At 42.7% G+C, this 15,782-nt stretch carries 11 protein-coding genes; 7 read left to right on the forward strand and 4 right to left on the reverse strand.

The genetic code is table 11. From position 1 onward, the window contains the following. Positions 1-83: 83 nt before the first annotated feature. On the reverse strand, positions 84-1,517 hold the full coding sequence (pyk, locus tag CTT31_RS08445; protein WP_211859793.1) for a pyruvate kinase: 1,434 nt from the start codon (positions 1,515-1,517) through the stop codon (positions 84-86). Between the two features lie 442 nt (positions 1,518-1,959). On the opposite strand from pyk, the gene gndA reads away from it, so the two are divergent. Continuing rightward, positions 1,960-3,333 carry an NADP-dependent phosphogluconate dehydrogenase gene (gene gndA / locus CTT31_RS08450; protein WP_260492347.1) on the forward strand — a complete coding sequence of 458 codons (1,374 nt, stop codon included), beginning with the start codon at positions 1,960-1,962 and terminating at the stop codon, positions 3,331-3,333. 89 nt (positions 3,334-3,422) lie between these two features. On the opposite strand, the gene ansA is transcribed toward gndA, so the two are convergent. Then, a complete protein-coding gene (ansA, locus tag CTT31_RS08455) occupies positions 3,423-4,433 on the reverse strand; it encodes an asparaginase (RefSeq protein WP_010376991.1) in 1,011 nt (336 codons plus the stop codon). A gap of 71 nt (positions 4,434-4,504) precedes the next feature. Next, a complete protein-coding gene (sppA, locus tag CTT31_RS08460) occupies positions 4,505-6,385 on the reverse strand; it encodes a signal peptide peptidase SppA (protein WP_260492348.1) in 1,881 nt (626 codons plus the stop codon). A gap of 212 nt (positions 6,386-6,597) precedes the next feature. On the opposite strand from sppA, the gene CTT31_RS08465 reads away from it, so the two are divergent. From CTT31_RS08465 to CTT31_RS08485, 5 genes are all read left to right on the forward strand, one after another. Further along, entirely contained in the window at positions 6,598-8,559 is a 1,962-nt protein-coding gene (locus tag CTT31_RS08465; protein WP_260492349.1) for an FAD-dependent oxidoreductase, read from the forward strand. Between the two features lie 378 nt (positions 8,560-8,937). Then, positions 8,938-9,645 carry an HvfX family Cu-binding RiPP maturation protein gene (locus CTT31_RS08470; protein ID WP_211859796.1) on the forward strand — a complete coding sequence of 236 codons (708 nt, stop codon included), beginning with the start codon at positions 8,938-8,940 and terminating at the stop codon, positions 9,643-9,645. Between the two features lie 185 nt (positions 9,646-9,830). Then, positions 9,831-10,379 carry an NAD(P)H nitroreductase gene (locus CTT31_RS08475; RefSeq protein ID WP_045990763.1) on the forward strand — a complete coding sequence of 183 codons (549 nt, stop codon included), beginning with the start codon at positions 9,831-9,833 and terminating at the stop codon, positions 10,377-10,379. 12 nt (positions 10,380-10,391) lie between these two features. Next, positions 10,392-11,024, forward strand: coding sequence for a uracil phosphoribosyltransferase (gene upp / locus CTT31_RS08480; RefSeq protein ID WP_010604856.1), 633 nt, complete (start codon positions 10,392-10,394; stop codon positions 11,022-11,024). 124 nt (positions 11,025-11,148) lie between these two features. Further along, complete coding sequence (locus tag CTT31_RS08485) at positions 11,149-12,576, forward strand: M1 family aminopeptidase (RefSeq protein ID WP_235368123.1); 1,428 nt, start codon at positions 11,149-11,151, stop codon at positions 12,574-12,576. A 68-nt stretch (positions 12,577-12,644) separates the two neighbouring features. Here CTT31_RS08485 and CTT31_RS08490 read toward each other — a convergent pair whose 3' ends face one another. Next, positions 12,645-15,068 (reverse strand): TonB-dependent receptor, encoded by a 2,424-nt coding sequence (locus CTT31_RS08490; RefSeq protein WP_260492350.1) that lies wholly within the window; start codon positions 15,066-15,068, stop codon positions 12,645-12,647. A 174-nt stretch (positions 15,069-15,242) separates the two neighbouring features. On the opposite strand from CTT31_RS08490, the gene CTT31_RS08495 reads away from it, so the two are divergent. Continuing rightward, positions 15,243-15,767 carry a YaeQ family protein gene (locus CTT31_RS08495; protein ID WP_211859800.1) on the forward strand — a complete coding sequence of 175 codons (525 nt, stop codon included), beginning with the start codon at positions 15,243-15,245 and terminating at the stop codon, positions 15,765-15,767. Positions 15,768-15,782 lie beyond the last annotated feature (15 nt).

Raw genomic sequence — 15,782 nt, forward strand, 5'->3', positions numbered from 1 at the left:
GTAGTGTGTTTTATGTGCTTGTACACTTCAGAGTATTCTAAGGAAAGATGAACTAGGCAGCAAGGCTACCTAGTTCAACGCTATTACACTGTGACGATTTTCAGCGTGTTACTGGCGCCGATAGTTTCCATCTTATCACCGTGTGTGATGATCACTGTGTCGCCTTTTTCCAATGAGCCTGCTGCAACTAGCGTATCAAGCGCTTCGCGAACAGTTGAATCATCTGAGCATTGCGTTGAGTCAAATCTTACCGGATAAACACCACGATAGAGTGATGCCTGCCCAAGCGTTGATTGATGGCGAGACAGTGCGTAAATAGGTAATCCTGAACTGATACGAGACATCAATTTTGCAGTATTCCCTGATTCAGTTAGTGCGACAATCGCTTTTACTGAATCTAAATGGTTTGCAGCGTACATTGCCGACAGCGCGATAGTTTCACAGGTATCAGCAAAACGGCTGTCTAAACGATGTTTAGAGATATGGATCTGCGGTTGAGATTCAGCACCTAAACACACACGTGCCATTGCCGCGACCGTTTGTTCTGGGTAATCGCCAGCTGCGGTTTCCGCTGAAAGCATTACCGCATCAGTGCCATCAAGCACTGCGTTTGCGACATCCATAACTTCAGCACGAGTTGGCATTGGGTTGTCAATCATTGACTCCATCATTTGAGTGGCAGTGATCACCGTACGGTTTAGTGAGCGAGCACGGCTGATAATTTGCTTCTGTTTACCAACGAGCGCTGCATCGCCAATTTCTACACCTAGATCACCACGGGCAACCATCACCGCATCAGAAGCCAGTACGATGTCGTCAATCGCTTCTACGGTTTCAACCGCTTCTGCACGTTCGATTTTTGCAAGTAATTGTGCATTAGAACCTGCTTTCTCCGCCAGTCCTCGAACGTAACGCATGTCGTCACCACTGCGAGGGAACGAAACCGCAATATAGTCCACACCAATTTCTGTTGCTGTGATCAAGTCTTCTTTATCTTTGTCAGTAAATGCAGGTGCGGTTAAGCCGCCGCCTAAACGGTTGATCCCTTTATTGTTCGACAATACGCCGCCAACTTTAACACTGGTATGAACCAAGTGACCTTGTACTTCTTCAACAACAAGTTGAATAAGGCCATCGTTTAATAACAGCAAATCACCTTGTTTTACGTCATTCGGTAATTCTTTATAGTCGATACCCACGGCTTCAACGTGGCCTTGGCCAGGCTCCATTTTTGCATCTAGAGTGAATTTTGCATCCACTTCTAAGAACACTTTGCCTTCTTTAAACGTTGAAACGCGGATTTTAGGACCTTGTAAATCTGCAAGGATCGCTACATTTACGCCTAAGCGTTTAGCAATTTCGCGAACGGCTTCGGCTCTATTTTTGTGATCTTGAGCGACACCGTGTGAAAAGTTTAGTCTGACTACGTTGGTGCCGGCACGAATGATTTTTTCTAAGTTGTTATCTCTATCCGTCGCTGGCCCCAGTGTTGCGACGATTTTTGTGCGTCTAAGCATCAGATTCTCCTGTTAGCTTATCAAGGTAAGCAAAAACTTATGAATGTGTTAAAAGTAAATCAAAATTGCTGTTTTTTTACACATGCCACATTGTAAAATCACGATTTAACTAATTAGAGCATAAAGAATTATGCAAAACCCTTTTTAACACTCGAATTAAGTTATATGATCTATATGTCATCATTATGACACCGGTGTCAGTGGCCGTCAATCTCGAATATTTTACCTTACAGCTTAGGGGACTATTTGAGATTTATCACAAAATTGGTGAATTCGTGCTGCTGTCACTATATTGCTATACAGTGAATTGTGTTAGCTGTCATATTTTGGGGACCGATATGATATCAGTGAATTGTGTGTCTTGCTGGTCAATCATGGTCGCTCAGGTATAATGCACATACACGAACGCATAAAGTTTTGATGTTACCGAGGAGGAAACTAAATGCAGGTTGCATTAGTTGGTTTGGGTGTGATGGGTAAAAACCTCGCGCTAAATCTAATTGAGAAGGGGATGACCTTAGTCGCTTACGACAAGAACCCCGAAGTAGGTGCGGAATTATTGAGTTGCGCACAGTCGTTAGGTATGGCGGAGCGCTTACACATAGTGTCTGATCTCGGTGATATGATCAGAAGATTAGAGACTCCTCGCTCGATTTTATTACTCGTTCCAGCAGGTGAACTAGTAGATAAAGTTTGTAGCGATTTGGTTGAAGCTGGAGTTGAAAAAGACGATATTATCGTTGACTGTGGTAACAGTAATTACAAAGATGGTATCGCACGTAAATTGAAATATCAGAATAAATTTGAGTTTGCCACTATGGGGATTTCTGGAGGTGCCGAAGGTGCACGTCATGGTCCTGCAATGATGGCAAGTGGTTCAGAAGGTGGCTGGGAGCGTATCGAGCCTTGGTTCGAAAAGGTTGCCGCGAGCTACAACAATGAATCATGTTTCGCGCGTGTTGGGCAATCGGCCAGCGGTCACTTTGTTAAAATGGTGCACAACGGTATTGAGTATGCGTTGATGCAGCTCATTGCGGAGCTTTATCAATTGCTTCGTCTGGGTACCGGTCGCTCTCCTAAAGAAGTTGCTGAGATTTTTGAATCTTGGTCTGAAGGTAAATTAAATAGTTATCTACTTGCAATTTCTAGCCATATATTAAGTCTAGAAACAGAGCAGGGCGAGTCTTTAGTCGACCTTATCGACAATAAGGTAGGAGCTAAAGGCACTGGTCTTTGGACGGCGCAAAACGCACTGGAGCTTGGTATTGCCGTACCTTCGCTTGTGGCTGCGGTACAAGCTCGCCATCTCACCAATACTATTGATACTCCAGCTGCAAAAGAAATGACGTATGCGAATAAATCAACGCAAACAATTGACGTTGATTTAGACGAGTTAAAAGACGCATTCTATTTTGCCAGTTTACTATGTTACCGCCAAGGTCTTGCACTGATTAAGGGCGCGTCTCGTGCACACCAATGGAAAGTGGATCTCAATAAAACGCTACAAACCTGGCGTGCGGGTTGTATTATCCGAGCTGATTACTTAGACGATATCGCCGAAGGTGTTGAATTTATCGATTCACTCGAGAAGCCTGCACTTGCACTACGTAGCATTACAGGTAAAGCGGTGACGACTGGTTTGTCTTTCCCAGTGCTTGCTGCGACGCAAACTTATATTGCAACACTGAGCACGCCAAGCAACGGGCACTTGGTGCAAGCACAGCGTGATTACTTTGGTGAGCACGGCATAAAGACACACAGTGGTGAAACTTGTCACCTTACTGATCTGGTCGATATCGAAGCAAAAGTTAGATAATAATCGACGTTCGGAGCAGTTCGAGCTGATTTTAAAGCCGTGGTAACGATACCACGGCTTTTTTGTTGTGTTACTTTTTCGCTTTACTGCTATCGAGTTAGCTCACCGCGCAGGTTGTCTTGCATCAAATGGCGGATCGTTTCAAGCTCAAGCTGTTGGCTAAATAAATAGTGTAGCTTTGTTAAGCACGCTTCTAGTGTCATATCGTAGCCGCTGATCACACCACAATTTAATAACGCATTTCCTGTCGCGTAGCCGCCCATATTCACTTTTCCTTGAATACATTGGGTGAGGTTGATAATCACCACTCCGCGGTCGCTGATTGCTTTAAGCTCAGTTAAAAAATGCTCGTCTTGTGGCGCGTTACCAACACCGAAGCTTAATAAGATCAGCGCTTTCATCTCGCCACGCATTAGGTTTTTAAGGATTTCAGTTGAGATCCCTGGATACAAATGCATTACCGCGATAGGTTGAGGTGAAATCTTGGTGACTTGCAAGCTTTGCTCAACGTAAGGGCTTAGCTTCCCTTCGATCAGCTGAATATTGATCCCTGCTTGTGCCAGCGGCGAAAGGTTTGGAGAAGCGAATGCATCGAAGCCATCAGCATGAGCTTTGATTGCTCTATTACCGCGGTAAAGTTTATTGTTGAAGAACAAACTCACTTCGGCGATAGGGTAGTTAGCAGCCAAATACATCGCGTTTAACAGATTTACTTGACCATCAGAGCGCAGTTGTGACAACGGAATTTGAGAGCCGGTCACTATCACAGGTTTAGTTAAGTTCTCAAACATGAAGGATAGTGCAGAGGCAGTATAGGCCATTGTATCTGTGCCATGGAGCACCACAAAGCCGTCGTAGTCATGATATTTTGATTGAATGTCATCCGCGATAAGCTGCCAGTGATGCGGTGACATATCTGACGAATCAATTAACGGGCAATATTCATGAATATCAAAAAGCGGCATTTCATCGCGAGTAAACTCAGCGTTATTTTTTACCGTATCTGTTAGGTATCCTGCAACCGGAACGTAACCACGACTGGATTGCTTCATACCAATGGTACCACCGGTATAGGCGATATATATTTTTTTTCTTTTCATAAAAAAGCCCAGAATAAAATCTGGGCTCAGTATAACAATTACAGCACCACAATTGCAGTGCTTAATCGATTTTACTCAGGTGAAACGTTGCACACTAAGCAAAGCGTATAGACATGGTTAGGATCGTTAAGCTGGCCTAACATCTGAGTTTGTAGTGCTATTGTATTGCTAACGCTGTCTAGGGCATTTAATGCAGTTTTTGCGAATATCGATTGCTCAGGTACAAGGGCACTAATGGCGCTTTGCACCATAGATGCACCGAATAATTGCTGCATCAGCTTTTCTTGCTCGGTGAGTGTTTGTTCAATAGTGATAACATCATACATCTCTAAATTAGCAAGACTCGCTGCCGCTTCAATGGCATCGTTCTTGTTACCTAACTTATCAACTAGGCCAAAATCAAGCGCCTGAGTTGCCAGCCATACACGTCCTTGCGCAACATCGTTAACCGCTGACTTATCAAGGTTTCGCTCGGTTGCAACCATAGAGATAAACTTATCATAGGCATCTTCAACCCCCATCTGGATAAGGTTTTTATAGCCACCATCTATCCCTCTGAATGGAGATTGGCCTTTTAATTCGGTTGTCGCAACACCATCAGAATAAATTCCTAATGAGTTTGCTGCATTTTCAAAGGTCATGATCATGCCAAATACACCAATAGAACCCGTGATCGTGCTTGGCGATGCCCAAATTTCATTAGCTGATGCCGCAATCCAATAACCACCAGAAGCTGCAACTGAACCCATTGATGCTATCACAGGTTTTCCAGCGGCTTTTAGTGCAAGAACTTCATTACGAATGGTTTCAGAAGCAAACATGCTACCACCGCCAGAGTCAATTCTTAGTACAACGGCTTTCACTTTGTCGTTAAGGCGAGCCTTTTTAAGTAGTGCAGCTGTTGAATCGCCACCAATAGCTCCCGCTTTACGCTTGCCATCAGAGATTTGACCTTTAGCAACAACCACTGCGACTTTTTCGGTAAATGGATTTTCTGCAAACTCTTTCGGCGGCAACGTCGTTAGATATTGATTGAACGAGACCTGTTTAAAAGATTTTCCTTTTGCATCAAGACCAACTTCATCGATCAGTTTCTGTGCAAAAGCTTGATTGGTCGTTAACGCATCGACCCATTGGTTGTCGATAGCGTATTTGGCGGAATCGCCTTGTGCCGCTTCCATTTTGTCTGTTAATGCAGCGAAGGTTTCATCAAAATTAGCCACATCGAAACCGCGGTTCTCGGCTACTTCTGTTTTATATTGTGTCCAAAGCGGGGTGATCCATCCAAGATTTGACTCTTTTGCTTCAGGTGACATATCGCTGCGAATATAAGGCTCAACGGCCGACTTGTATGTACCAACGCGGAAAATATGTTGCGTAACTTTAAGCTTATCAAGGGCTTCTTTGAAATACAGCGGATACATGCCAAATCCGGTGATATTAACTCCACCGTATGGGTGTAAAGAAATTTCATCGGCTACCGAGGCAAGATAATATTGAGCTTGAGTGTAATAGGCGCCGTGGGCATATATTTTTTTGCCCGCCGCTTTGAATTGCGCGAGCGCGTCTTTGATATCTCGTAATTTATCGAGATGGGCGCTATGAAGACGTTGTAAATCAAGATACATCACTGTAATGCGTTCATCTTGAGCTGCTTTATTGATAACATCGATGACATCATCTAATAAAATTTCGCTTGGCTCTTCTGAGTCACCAAAAGCATCACTCATTGCCGCCTCAACAGGGTCAACATAGGTCAATTGCTCAACTATGATACCGTTCAGGTTTAAACGTAGTACGCTTTTATTTTCGACCTTAACCTGATCCTCACCCGATACAATGCTTATCACGATGGCGATAAGAATGAATAAAAACAGCAGATTTAAAATTAATCGCCTGGAAAAGTTCAGTGTGGCCCAAATGCCTTTAAAAATATTCGCTATCAGTTTCAAAATGATCCCTTATGCTTAACTTCAATACAACTCTATACATTTATCATATATCAGAGCGAGTTTCATGAATAATAGAAAAACGTAACGAAGTATTTTCATGATTGAAATATCGCCAATGCTGCCAAATTCGTTAATTTCTTTCTCCTTAAGACTTGCCAAATAATAAAAAAACGTTAATGTTCACAGGTAAGACCAGTTTTGTGGGGCGGCAAATGTTAGAACAAGAACTACAACTTAAACATACCAGTTTGCGAAATCGCTTGGTAATGGGATCAATGCATACCGGGCTTGAAGAAGGGTGGCACAACCGAAAGCGACTGGCTGCGTTTTATGAGGAACGAGCAAAAGGTGGAGTGGGTCTGATCGTAACCGGTGGCTACAGTCCAAATCTACGCGGTAAGTTGACACCCATTTCTTCTTCTTTTAACTCGTTATACGATGTAATTAAACACAAAGCATACACTGATGTAGTACATAAGCATGGTGGCAAAATTTGTCTACAGTTACTACATGCAGGGCGCTACGCTTATCATCCATTCAACACTGCACCTAGTGCGATTAAAGCACCGATTAATCCATATAAACCAAAAGCAATGAGCGTAAGCGCCATCAAAGGTACGATTAAAGACTTTGCTCACTCAGCTAAATTGGCCGAAAAAGCAGGCTACGATGGTGTGGAGATCATGGGCTCAGAGGGTTATTTAATCAATGAGTTTATGGCGGGTCATACTAATAAGCGCACTGATGAGTATGGTGGTAGCTTAGAAAACAGAATGCGATTGGCAACAGATATTGTAAAAGCGGTTAGAGCAAAAGTGAGCGATAAGTTCATAATCGTTTTTCGTTTGTCGGTCATGGACTTAATCCCAAATGGCTCAACACCAGAAGAAGTTGTGCTTCAAGCCAAAGCTTTGGTCGCGGCAGGTGTGGATATTCTCAACACTGGTATTGGTTGGCACGAAGCGCGTGTTCCAACAATTGCGTCGATGGTGCCTCCAGGTGCCTATCGTGAAGCGTCACATAGATTAAAACAAGCCGTTGATATACCTGTTGTAGCAGTAAATAGGATTAACACCCCAGATCTTGCTAATGACATTTTAGCTAAAGGAGATGCCGACCTTATTTCTATGGCGCGTCCGTTACTGGCTGATCCTGAATTCTTTAATAAATATCAAGAGCAGCGCTCGGAACAAATCAATATTTGCATCGGCTGTAATCAGGGTTGTTTAGACCATGTATTTAAAGGTAAACGAGCAACATGTTTGGTGAATCCACAAGCCGGATTTGAATTGGATTATCCACTTCAGAGTGCCCAAAGGAAAAAACAAGTACTCGTTGTTGGGGCAGGACCAGCTGGATTGTCTGTAAGTTATTATCTCGCTAAAAAAGGCCACCAAGTTAAGTTAATTGATAAAGGTAGCGAGCTTGGTGGTCAGTTTAATTTAGCGATGCGAATACCAGGTAAAGAAGACTTCCAACATACGCTTAAATACTATGTCAGCGAAATAAATCGCTTAGGTGTTGAGCTTTGCCTAAATACACCATACGAAGAAACAATGGCAAGCGCGTTTGATGATGTGGTATTTGCAACGGGTGTAAGTCCACGGATGTCGAAAATTGAATGCGCAGATGGGAAACGTGTGTTTGCCTATGACGAAGTTATTAAGGGTGAAGTAGAATTAGGTAATAAAATTGCTATTTTAGGCGCAGGTGGTATTGGCTTTGACATGGTAGCGTTTTTAACTGAACAGCGAGAACAAACGATCCCTGATTTTAAATCTCAGTGGGGAATAGAATGCGAAGCGCAACCATCACAAGAGCAAAGACCAATTTATATGTTAAAACGCTCTGAAGGACGTTTTGGTAAAGACTTAGGTAAGACCACAGGCTGGATCCACAGAGCCGTTGCAAAACACCACAATGTTCAACAAATTGCAGAATGCGAATATATCAGCTTTGATAATCAAGGTTTGACTGTAAGAGTTGCAGGTGAAGAGCAATTGTTGGATGTCGATACGGTCATTGCTTGTATTGGACAAGTTTCTAACGATAGCTTGTTCGATAAAGAGGCACTACCAGAAAATCAGCACGTTATTGGTGGCGCCAAACTGGCGGCAGCGATTGATGCTAAGCGAGCGATTGCAGAAGCCCTTCAGGTAGCAAGAAAGATCTAGGGTCTGTTGATCTTTGCTGTTTGATTTTTGTTCTCCTGAGTGTGTTTTGGTCGCGACGCTCGACTTGCCGCCTAGTAATCTAAGCAAGAGTTGAGCAACAATGAACAAAGCGCACTCAGGTGAACCCAAAGGGCAGCGCTTGATTGGCATCTCTTCTGTGTTGCCCCACAAGGATGTGGGGTAAGGTGACTTTGCAGGAGCACAAAGTCTTTATCGCCTGACTCACATAGAACAACTATGCTACGCAGGCTCTGCCTTGTATGAATATCAATCAAACTGCTGCAAAAACAAACTTGAAAGATTAACAGGCCCTAACGAAATAATCCAACCCAATCTGCGGTCTATACTGATAATTCAAACATCAACTATGGACCGCATATGCTTGCCAACCTACTAAAGCCGTATCGGCAACTACAACATTTATCTCAACATTTTTCTGGTATCGCGCCATTACTCATGCGCCTTATTCTCGCGCCAGTTATGATCATTGCAGGTTACAATAAATTAAATTTGTCTAATCCAGACGCGACATTTTTACAACGCCTCCTCGCCGATCCCAATATTGTCGCATGGTTTGGCAATAGTGAATGGGGCTTAGGTCTACCTTTACCTGACTTGCTTGCCTTTCTCGCTGCTTGGACGGAGTTTTTAGGCGGTTGGTTAATTTTGCTTGGCTTGCTTACGCGTTTAGTGTCTATTCCGCTCATGGTGACTATGGTAGTTGCTGCAACGACGGTGCATTTGGATCATGGCTGGTTTTCGGTAACGCCAACAAATCCAGATACCAGCGCCGCAAAAGTATTAGACTGGCTAGGCTTTGAAGAAGCTAAAGTGAGCCTAGAAAATAGCGTAGCAGCAAAGCAACGTTTGGATTCAATTAAAGAGATAGTCGAAGAAAATGGCAGGCCAAATTATCTCTATGAAAGAGGCAATATTGTTATTTTAAACAATGGAATTGAATTTGCGGCAACTTACTTTGTATTACTACTTTCACTATTTTTTACCGGTGGTGGACGTTATGTCAGTGTTGACTATTGGTTGAGGCTACTTATTGATAGAAAACAACGCCATTTACTTCCAGAGTAAAACGAAATATTGCAAGGATGCTATCCAGAAATCCGTGATGTCGCGTAGTCGAATTTAAGGGAAAATGATAGACTACAAGCCACGTAATACCAATTTGATTAGGTAGGTGCTCTATTTCGAGACACATAATAAGTCAAATTGGTATAATTCACGGCCATTTTGAAGGCACAACACGGGATGAGTTAATGGACGCCATAGAATTACTCTTAACACGCCAGTCAGATAGCAATCTGTCTTTTCCTGGACCTAATCCAGCTCAGTTAGAAATCATTAAAAAAGCAGCACTAAAAGTGCCAGATCATGGTGGCTTAACACCGTTTAGATTTATTACAGTAGAAGAAAAAGGCCGCGAAAAGCTGGGTGAAATCTACTATCAAGCGGCGGTAAAAGAGCAGCAAGAGCAACGGATAATAGATAGAGCGAGACAGCTACCAGAGCGCGCGCCAATGTTGATCATCGCAGTATCTCCTTATCAAGAACATCCAAAAGTACCTCGTATTGAGCAGATTCAAAGTGCAGGCTGTAGTGTACTTGCTATGCAGCAAGCGGCTTTTGCACAGGGGTTGTCTGGTGTGTGGCGAACGGGCTACTTTGCCCAGAGTCCAGAAGTGAAAAAGCAACTTGGTCTCGATGAAAAAGATGAAATCGTTGGCTATCTTTATTTAGGCACGCCTACGGTGCAATGTACTAAGCCTATAAGACACAAACCAGAAGATTTCTTTAGCAGTTTATAAGGATACGCAGCCATGGCATTACATGTAATTGATCATCCATTAGTTCAGCATAAACTTGGACTCTTGCGAGAGCAGGGTATATCAACCAAAAACTTTCGCGAAATTGTCTCAGAAGTTGGCAACTTACTCACTTACGAAGCAACAAAAGATTTGACGTTGAGCGATCAGGTCATCTCTGCTTGGGATGGTAACGAATTAACAGTTAAAAGGCTGACAGGCAAAAAGATCACCTTGGTGCCAATTTTAAGAGCCGGTTTGGGAATGCTAGATGGCATACTGCAATTGATCCCAGCAGCTAAAGTAAGTGTTGTGGGTTTACAGCGTAACGAAGAAACACTTGAGCCAGTGCCTTATTTTGAGAAGTTGGTGGGCAATATCGATGCTAGACTCGCTTTGGTTATTGATCCAATGCTGGCAACGGGTGGCTCACTGATTGCTACTATCGACATGCTAAAAAAAGCAGGTTCAAAAGAGATCAGAGCGATTGTGCTGGTAGCTGCGCCTGAGGGAGTAAAGTTGGTGGAAGAAGCACACCCTGATGTTGAAATTTACACAGCAGCATTAGATAGCCATTTAAATGAGAAAGGATATATAGTCCCTGGGCTTGGTGATGCCGGTGACAAAATCTTTGGTACGAGAACCTAGCAGGTTTAGTGATTAACAGATTTTGTTTTTTGATCTAAAACAATGATACAAAAAAATATGGTAGTAAAAACATGCCTTCCGCTCTATTTTTGTTAAAACAACAAAATAATATTAAGGATAGACGATGTATTTGCTACGTATTTTTTTGTGGCTAAGCTGCATTTCTGCTTCAGCAAGCGAGCTCCCCAGCATTGAAAAAATAGAAACATTTGCAACCAACTATCATCTCAATCTCAACATACATACACAAACAAGCAATCTATCTGGCAGCGCAACGATAACGGTTAAAAATCAAGGAACAACACCAACTAGAGTAATCCCATTAAGACTTTATCGCTTGCTTAGTGTTGTCGATATCACTTCGGAAGCGGGTAAGTCCCTCAACTATACACAAGGAGTAGTAAGTAATATTGATGACTCACTATTTCAGTCTAATTATATTAAATTATCGTTATCTGAGGCGCTCCAACCCGATCAACAAACAACTTTTACTGTTAATTATTCTGGCCATATAAAGGGGTATGTAGAAACTGGGATGGCTTATATTAAAGATGACATTACCCCTTTGTTTTCTATTATTCGTATGGACGCATATGCTTATCCGCTCATCACAGTGCCTGATGATAGGGTCAATCGCGCGTCACGCTTTTGGCAGAAGCTGTATAACTACACCGCTAGCATCGAAGTGGATAGCGGCTTAGTAGTAGCAAATGGTGGAATTTTACTAGGCGTAACAGAAACCGATCAAGGACGAAAGGTTTATTCATACAAAAACCAGAAACCCTCATGGAGAATGGACTTCATGGTCGCACCATATACCGTGACAAAAGGGCATGGCTTTAAGCTATTTACGTTACCGGGAAATAAATATGCAACTGACTATATGGAAAAGGCAAAACAAACCATAACATTGTATGAAAGTTGGTTTGGTCAACGTCAAAGCACTGGTGAGTTTAGCTTTATAGAGATCCCAAAGGGGTTTGGTGCTCAAGCTGATGTTACCGCAATTATTCAAGACAGCGAGGGGTTTGTGGAGGTAACTCGTTTGTATCACGAACTGAGTCATCTATGGGACCCACGTTCGAATGAAAGCTACTCACCACGCTGGAATGAAGGTAAGGCTACCTTTTTAGAATATTTAACGGATTCACGGCTGAATAAAAGGGTGTCTTTAAGCTCGCATATGACAAACGTACTAAAACGAGCAAAAAACCAGTTCGTTAAACAGCCTAAATATTTAACGACTGCGTTTGAAGAGTATGGAAAAGCTGGGCTTAATGCCTATTCGGTAGGGGCGCTATTTTTTGCGCTTTTGCATCATGAGCTAGGAGAGGAAAGGTTTAATCATTTACTACGTACTTTTTATGCAGCACATGTTAAAAGCGGAGCATCAACAGGCGACTTTATCCTTGCACTGCGTGATTTGAAAGATCCTAACATTGATTGGATATTATCTCGTTGGGTGAATAGCCATAGGTTCACGCTTGATATTTTAGACGCTACCAACTTTGAGAACTTCATCACGTTGAGTATAAGAAGTAGTAAAATATAAATAATCCAAATAAAAAAGCTACCCATAAGAGGTAGCTTTTTGGTTTCTATAAAAGAAAGGAATCGGTATTAAAAGTAGCCTCTAATGCCAAGCTTGATGTTACGACCAGGAAGAGGGGCTTGCTCTTTGATAAACGAGCTATGCACAAAGCCTAGCTCATCTGTTAGGTTATCAAGGTTAACATAACCAACCATGTCACTGCCCATAAACTCAAAGTCATAATTAAACGACATATCCACTAACGTATAGCCCTTAGTTTCACTTTCATAGCTCGCGATGTTGTCTTGCTTGAAATAATGCGTCACCGTGAAGTTCGCTGTTAGGTTCTCATAACTGTGTTCGTAATCAAGACCTAGCTTGTTGCTTGGGATACGTGGTAAATATTCGTCGTTATCTAACTTCGCTGTCAGCGAATCACCAAACAGTTTGACGCGTGCAAAGTTGCTTAGTTTGTAATGGGCATCAAACTCAAGGCCGTATAGTTTGGCATCACTGCTTTTAAACTTAAACACTGGAACAGCGCCTTCATGTGTATGATCCGCCACTTCTAAACCGTGCTCTGGACTAAAGATATAGTCTGTTAATGCCTGATAGTAGAAGTTTTCGATGTCGTTATAGAAGAAATTAACGGTATAGCCAAAGTCACCTGAGAACTTTCTAAAGCTAATGTCTAGGTTGTTTGATGTTTCTTGTTCGATATCTTGCGGCTCAAAGTGTAAATGATCACCTTCTAGCTCATAACCAAGCCCTAGTTCATAGGTGCTGGTTGCGATATGAATGCCATTTGAAAGCAATTCGGCGGTTAATGGTGCGCGCTCCGAGCGAGACAGCGAAACGGCAACGTTTTGGCCTTCAGCAAAGTCGTACACACCACCAATAGACAAGCTTAGATTGGTCATTTCTAGGTCATAAGAAATAAACCCATTATCTAAGTTACCACCATGGTCGTGATCTTCTTCATATACTTCTAGCTGGTTGCCTTTGCTTGATAACTGGTAGTCTTCAATACGAGCACCTAACTCAAGTGTGAAGTCTCCAAAACGACGTTCTTCAAGGATATAAAGTGCGTGCGTTTTGGTATTGGTCGATGGTGTAAAAGCTTCTTCACCGTTCGCGGCGTAATCGCTGTCGGAGAAATGATAACCAACAGTGCCGTGCCATTCACCTAAGCGGTGCTCTGCAGTTAAGCGTAACTCGGTTGTATCATTTTCAAATACAGTACCTATGTTTCCATCTTCAATTTCAGCATGTTCGTAATCGGTGTAGCCGACACGTAGACCAACAGATTCAAGCCAATCACTGTGTACTGCATAATTTACAAGCCCTTGCCAACGGTCTTGCTTTACTCGAGCAAATACGGATTCTTCTTCGTGGTCTTGCCCTTCTTCTTCATGCTCGTGATCATGGTCATGACCAATATGAGAGTGAGCAGGAATGCCGTAGTCGGTATCAACACGGCCATAAGAGAAACCAACGGTCAGATGATCGCCGACGTAACTTGTACCTAAATTAAATTGCTCAGAGTCGATAAAGGTATTATCGACGCGATTGGCGTACTCTGTTTCATGTTCTTCTGCTTCGTGGGCATGATCTTCGCTTTCATGTTCATGTTCATGCTCGTGTTCTTCATGTTCGTCGTGTGGAAGCGCGAAATTAGGGGTTTCATAGTCACCACCTTTACGCTTAACGCCATCGAAATGGAAGTTAAAGCCGTCAAAGCCTGATTCTAATAACACCGCATAGGTATTGGTATTTGAGTTGGTATCATGGCTATAGTCGGCTGCGCCCTGAAGGCTTTCGATCACATCAGTCGGAATACGATTATCAACGACATTAACCACACCACCTATTGCACCTGAGCCGTATAGTAGGGTAGCTGGGCCTCTTAGCACTTCAATCTGTTGCGCTGCAAGCGAGTCGTTGGTGTTGGCATGATCAGGACCAACGCGCGAGGCATCGCTACTGTCTAACCCATTTTGCGTGATTTTGACTCGCGGTCCATCTAAGCCACGGATAATAGGGCTTGAACTTACCGGACCAAAGTAACTAGCATTGATCCCAGGTTGGCCTTTTAGTGTTTCACCCAGTGTGGGTTTTGCACGGTTTTTTAGTTCATCACCGCTTAATACACTCACTGGAGAGGTCATTTCCATACTATTTTTGTGCAGGGCAGAAGAATAAACAACTATGCTCTCAACGGACGTTGGTGTTAGCTCAACACGTACGAAACCTTGTTCTTCGGTAACATTAATACGATGGTCTAAGTAGTTTGGCTTTGAGATATGAAGCTGCGAGTCAGCATCGAGCTCAATCGTAAATTGGCCAAATTTATCTGACTTTACCGATTTGCTTTTGCCATGAAGGTGGATAGTGGCGTTACTGAGCGGTTGGTTGTTTGCATCAACAACTTTACCTGTTAGTTGTGCAGCATAAGCTGGCGCTGCACCTATTATTGAAATTAATGCGCTGGCGATAAGAGACTGCTTAAACATATTTTTATTACCACGAGTTAGGTTATGTATTGAACGAGTGAGCTGTTCGACTAATAGAGTGATAATATAACACTACAAATTTTGCGGATCAATAACGTTATACTATAACTTAGTTATTGTTGAAATTAGAATTACAGCTATAGTTAAAAAACAAGCTAAAGTGAGCACAACATAATGAACAAGCCATTTGTTTTCAAGGCAAGGATTAAGGTTGCTGACTTATTTCACCATAGCCACCATGAAGAAGCGTTTACTACCGCCATGTTGTCAAAAGAAAGTAGCGAGCATTTTGCGATGAAATTGCTTGGGATCTGCGCACTGTCTTTTGATAAGCCGGCAAAGTGGAGCAAGGCGGAGAAAAAATATTGGCCGGATGTATGGCTAGAAGATGACAACGAACAGGTTGAAGTTGCTTTGTTTATTGGTACCTTAGAGGTCGATGAGATACTCAAGTATGAAAAGCTTTATGCTAAGGTTGTGATATTGTGTGCTGACGGTGAGCAATGGTTTGAAGAGCGTCGAGCGCAATTGCAGTTTATTGGATCTTTCTCTGTGTTTAGTATTCCTAAGGACTTTGTGGTTGAATTGTGTGAAATGCTGACGCGAAGTTTGCATTGGGATGTGATTTTTGAAAATGGGGCGATGAGTGTTACTGATAGTGAACACTACATTCGTACTCAAATTACCAAGCTGATTTAACGTATTAGTTAGAGA

The sequence above is a fragment of the Pseudoalteromonas maricaloris genome, assembly GCF_024746855.1.
Classification (GTDB): Bacteria; Pseudomonadota; Gammaproteobacteria; order Enterobacterales; family Alteromonadaceae; genus Pseudoalteromonas; species Pseudoalteromonas maricaloris.

What these genes read in the sequence shown, in the direction of transcription:
- CTT31_RS08465 (WP_260492349.1), top strand. Translation starts at nt 6,598, where the DNA reads ATGTTAGAACAAGAACTACAACTTAAACATACCAGTTTGCGAAATCGC.
- gndA (WP_260492347.1), top strand. Translation starts at nt 1,960, where the DNA reads ATGCAGGTTGCATTAGTTGGTTTGGGTGTGATGGGTAAAAACCTCGCG.
- CTT31_RS08495 (WP_211859800.1), top strand. Translation starts at nt 15,243, where the DNA reads ATGAACAAGCCATTTGTTTTCAAGGCAAGGATTAAGGTTGCTGACTTA.
- CTT31_RS08470 (WP_211859796.1), top strand. Translation starts at nt 8,938, where the DNA reads ATGCTTGCCAACCTACTAAAGCCGTATCGGCAACTACAACATTTATCT.
- upp (WP_010604856.1), top strand. Translation starts at nt 10,392, where the DNA reads ATGGCATTACATGTAATTGATCATCCATTAGTTCAGCATAAACTTGGA.
- CTT31_RS08490 (WP_260492350.1), bottom strand. Translation starts at nt 15,068, where the DNA reads ATGTTTAAGCAGTCTCTTATCGCCAGCGCATTAATTTCAATAATAGGT.
- pyk (WP_211859793.1), bottom strand. Translation starts at nt 1,517, where the DNA reads ATGCTTAGACGCACAAAAATCGTCGCAACACTGGGGCCAGCGACGGAT.
- CTT31_RS08485 (WP_235368123.1), top strand. Translation starts at nt 11,149, where the DNA reads ATGTATTTGCTACGTATTTTTTTGTGGCTAAGCTGCATTTCTGCTTCA.
- CTT31_RS08475 (WP_045990763.1), top strand. Translation starts at nt 9,831, where the DNA reads ATGGACGCCATAGAATTACTCTTAACACGCCAGTCAGATAGCAATCTG.
- ansA (WP_010376991.1), bottom strand. Translation starts at nt 4,433, where the DNA reads ATGAAAAGAAAAAAAATATATATCGCCTATACCGGTGGTACCATTGGT.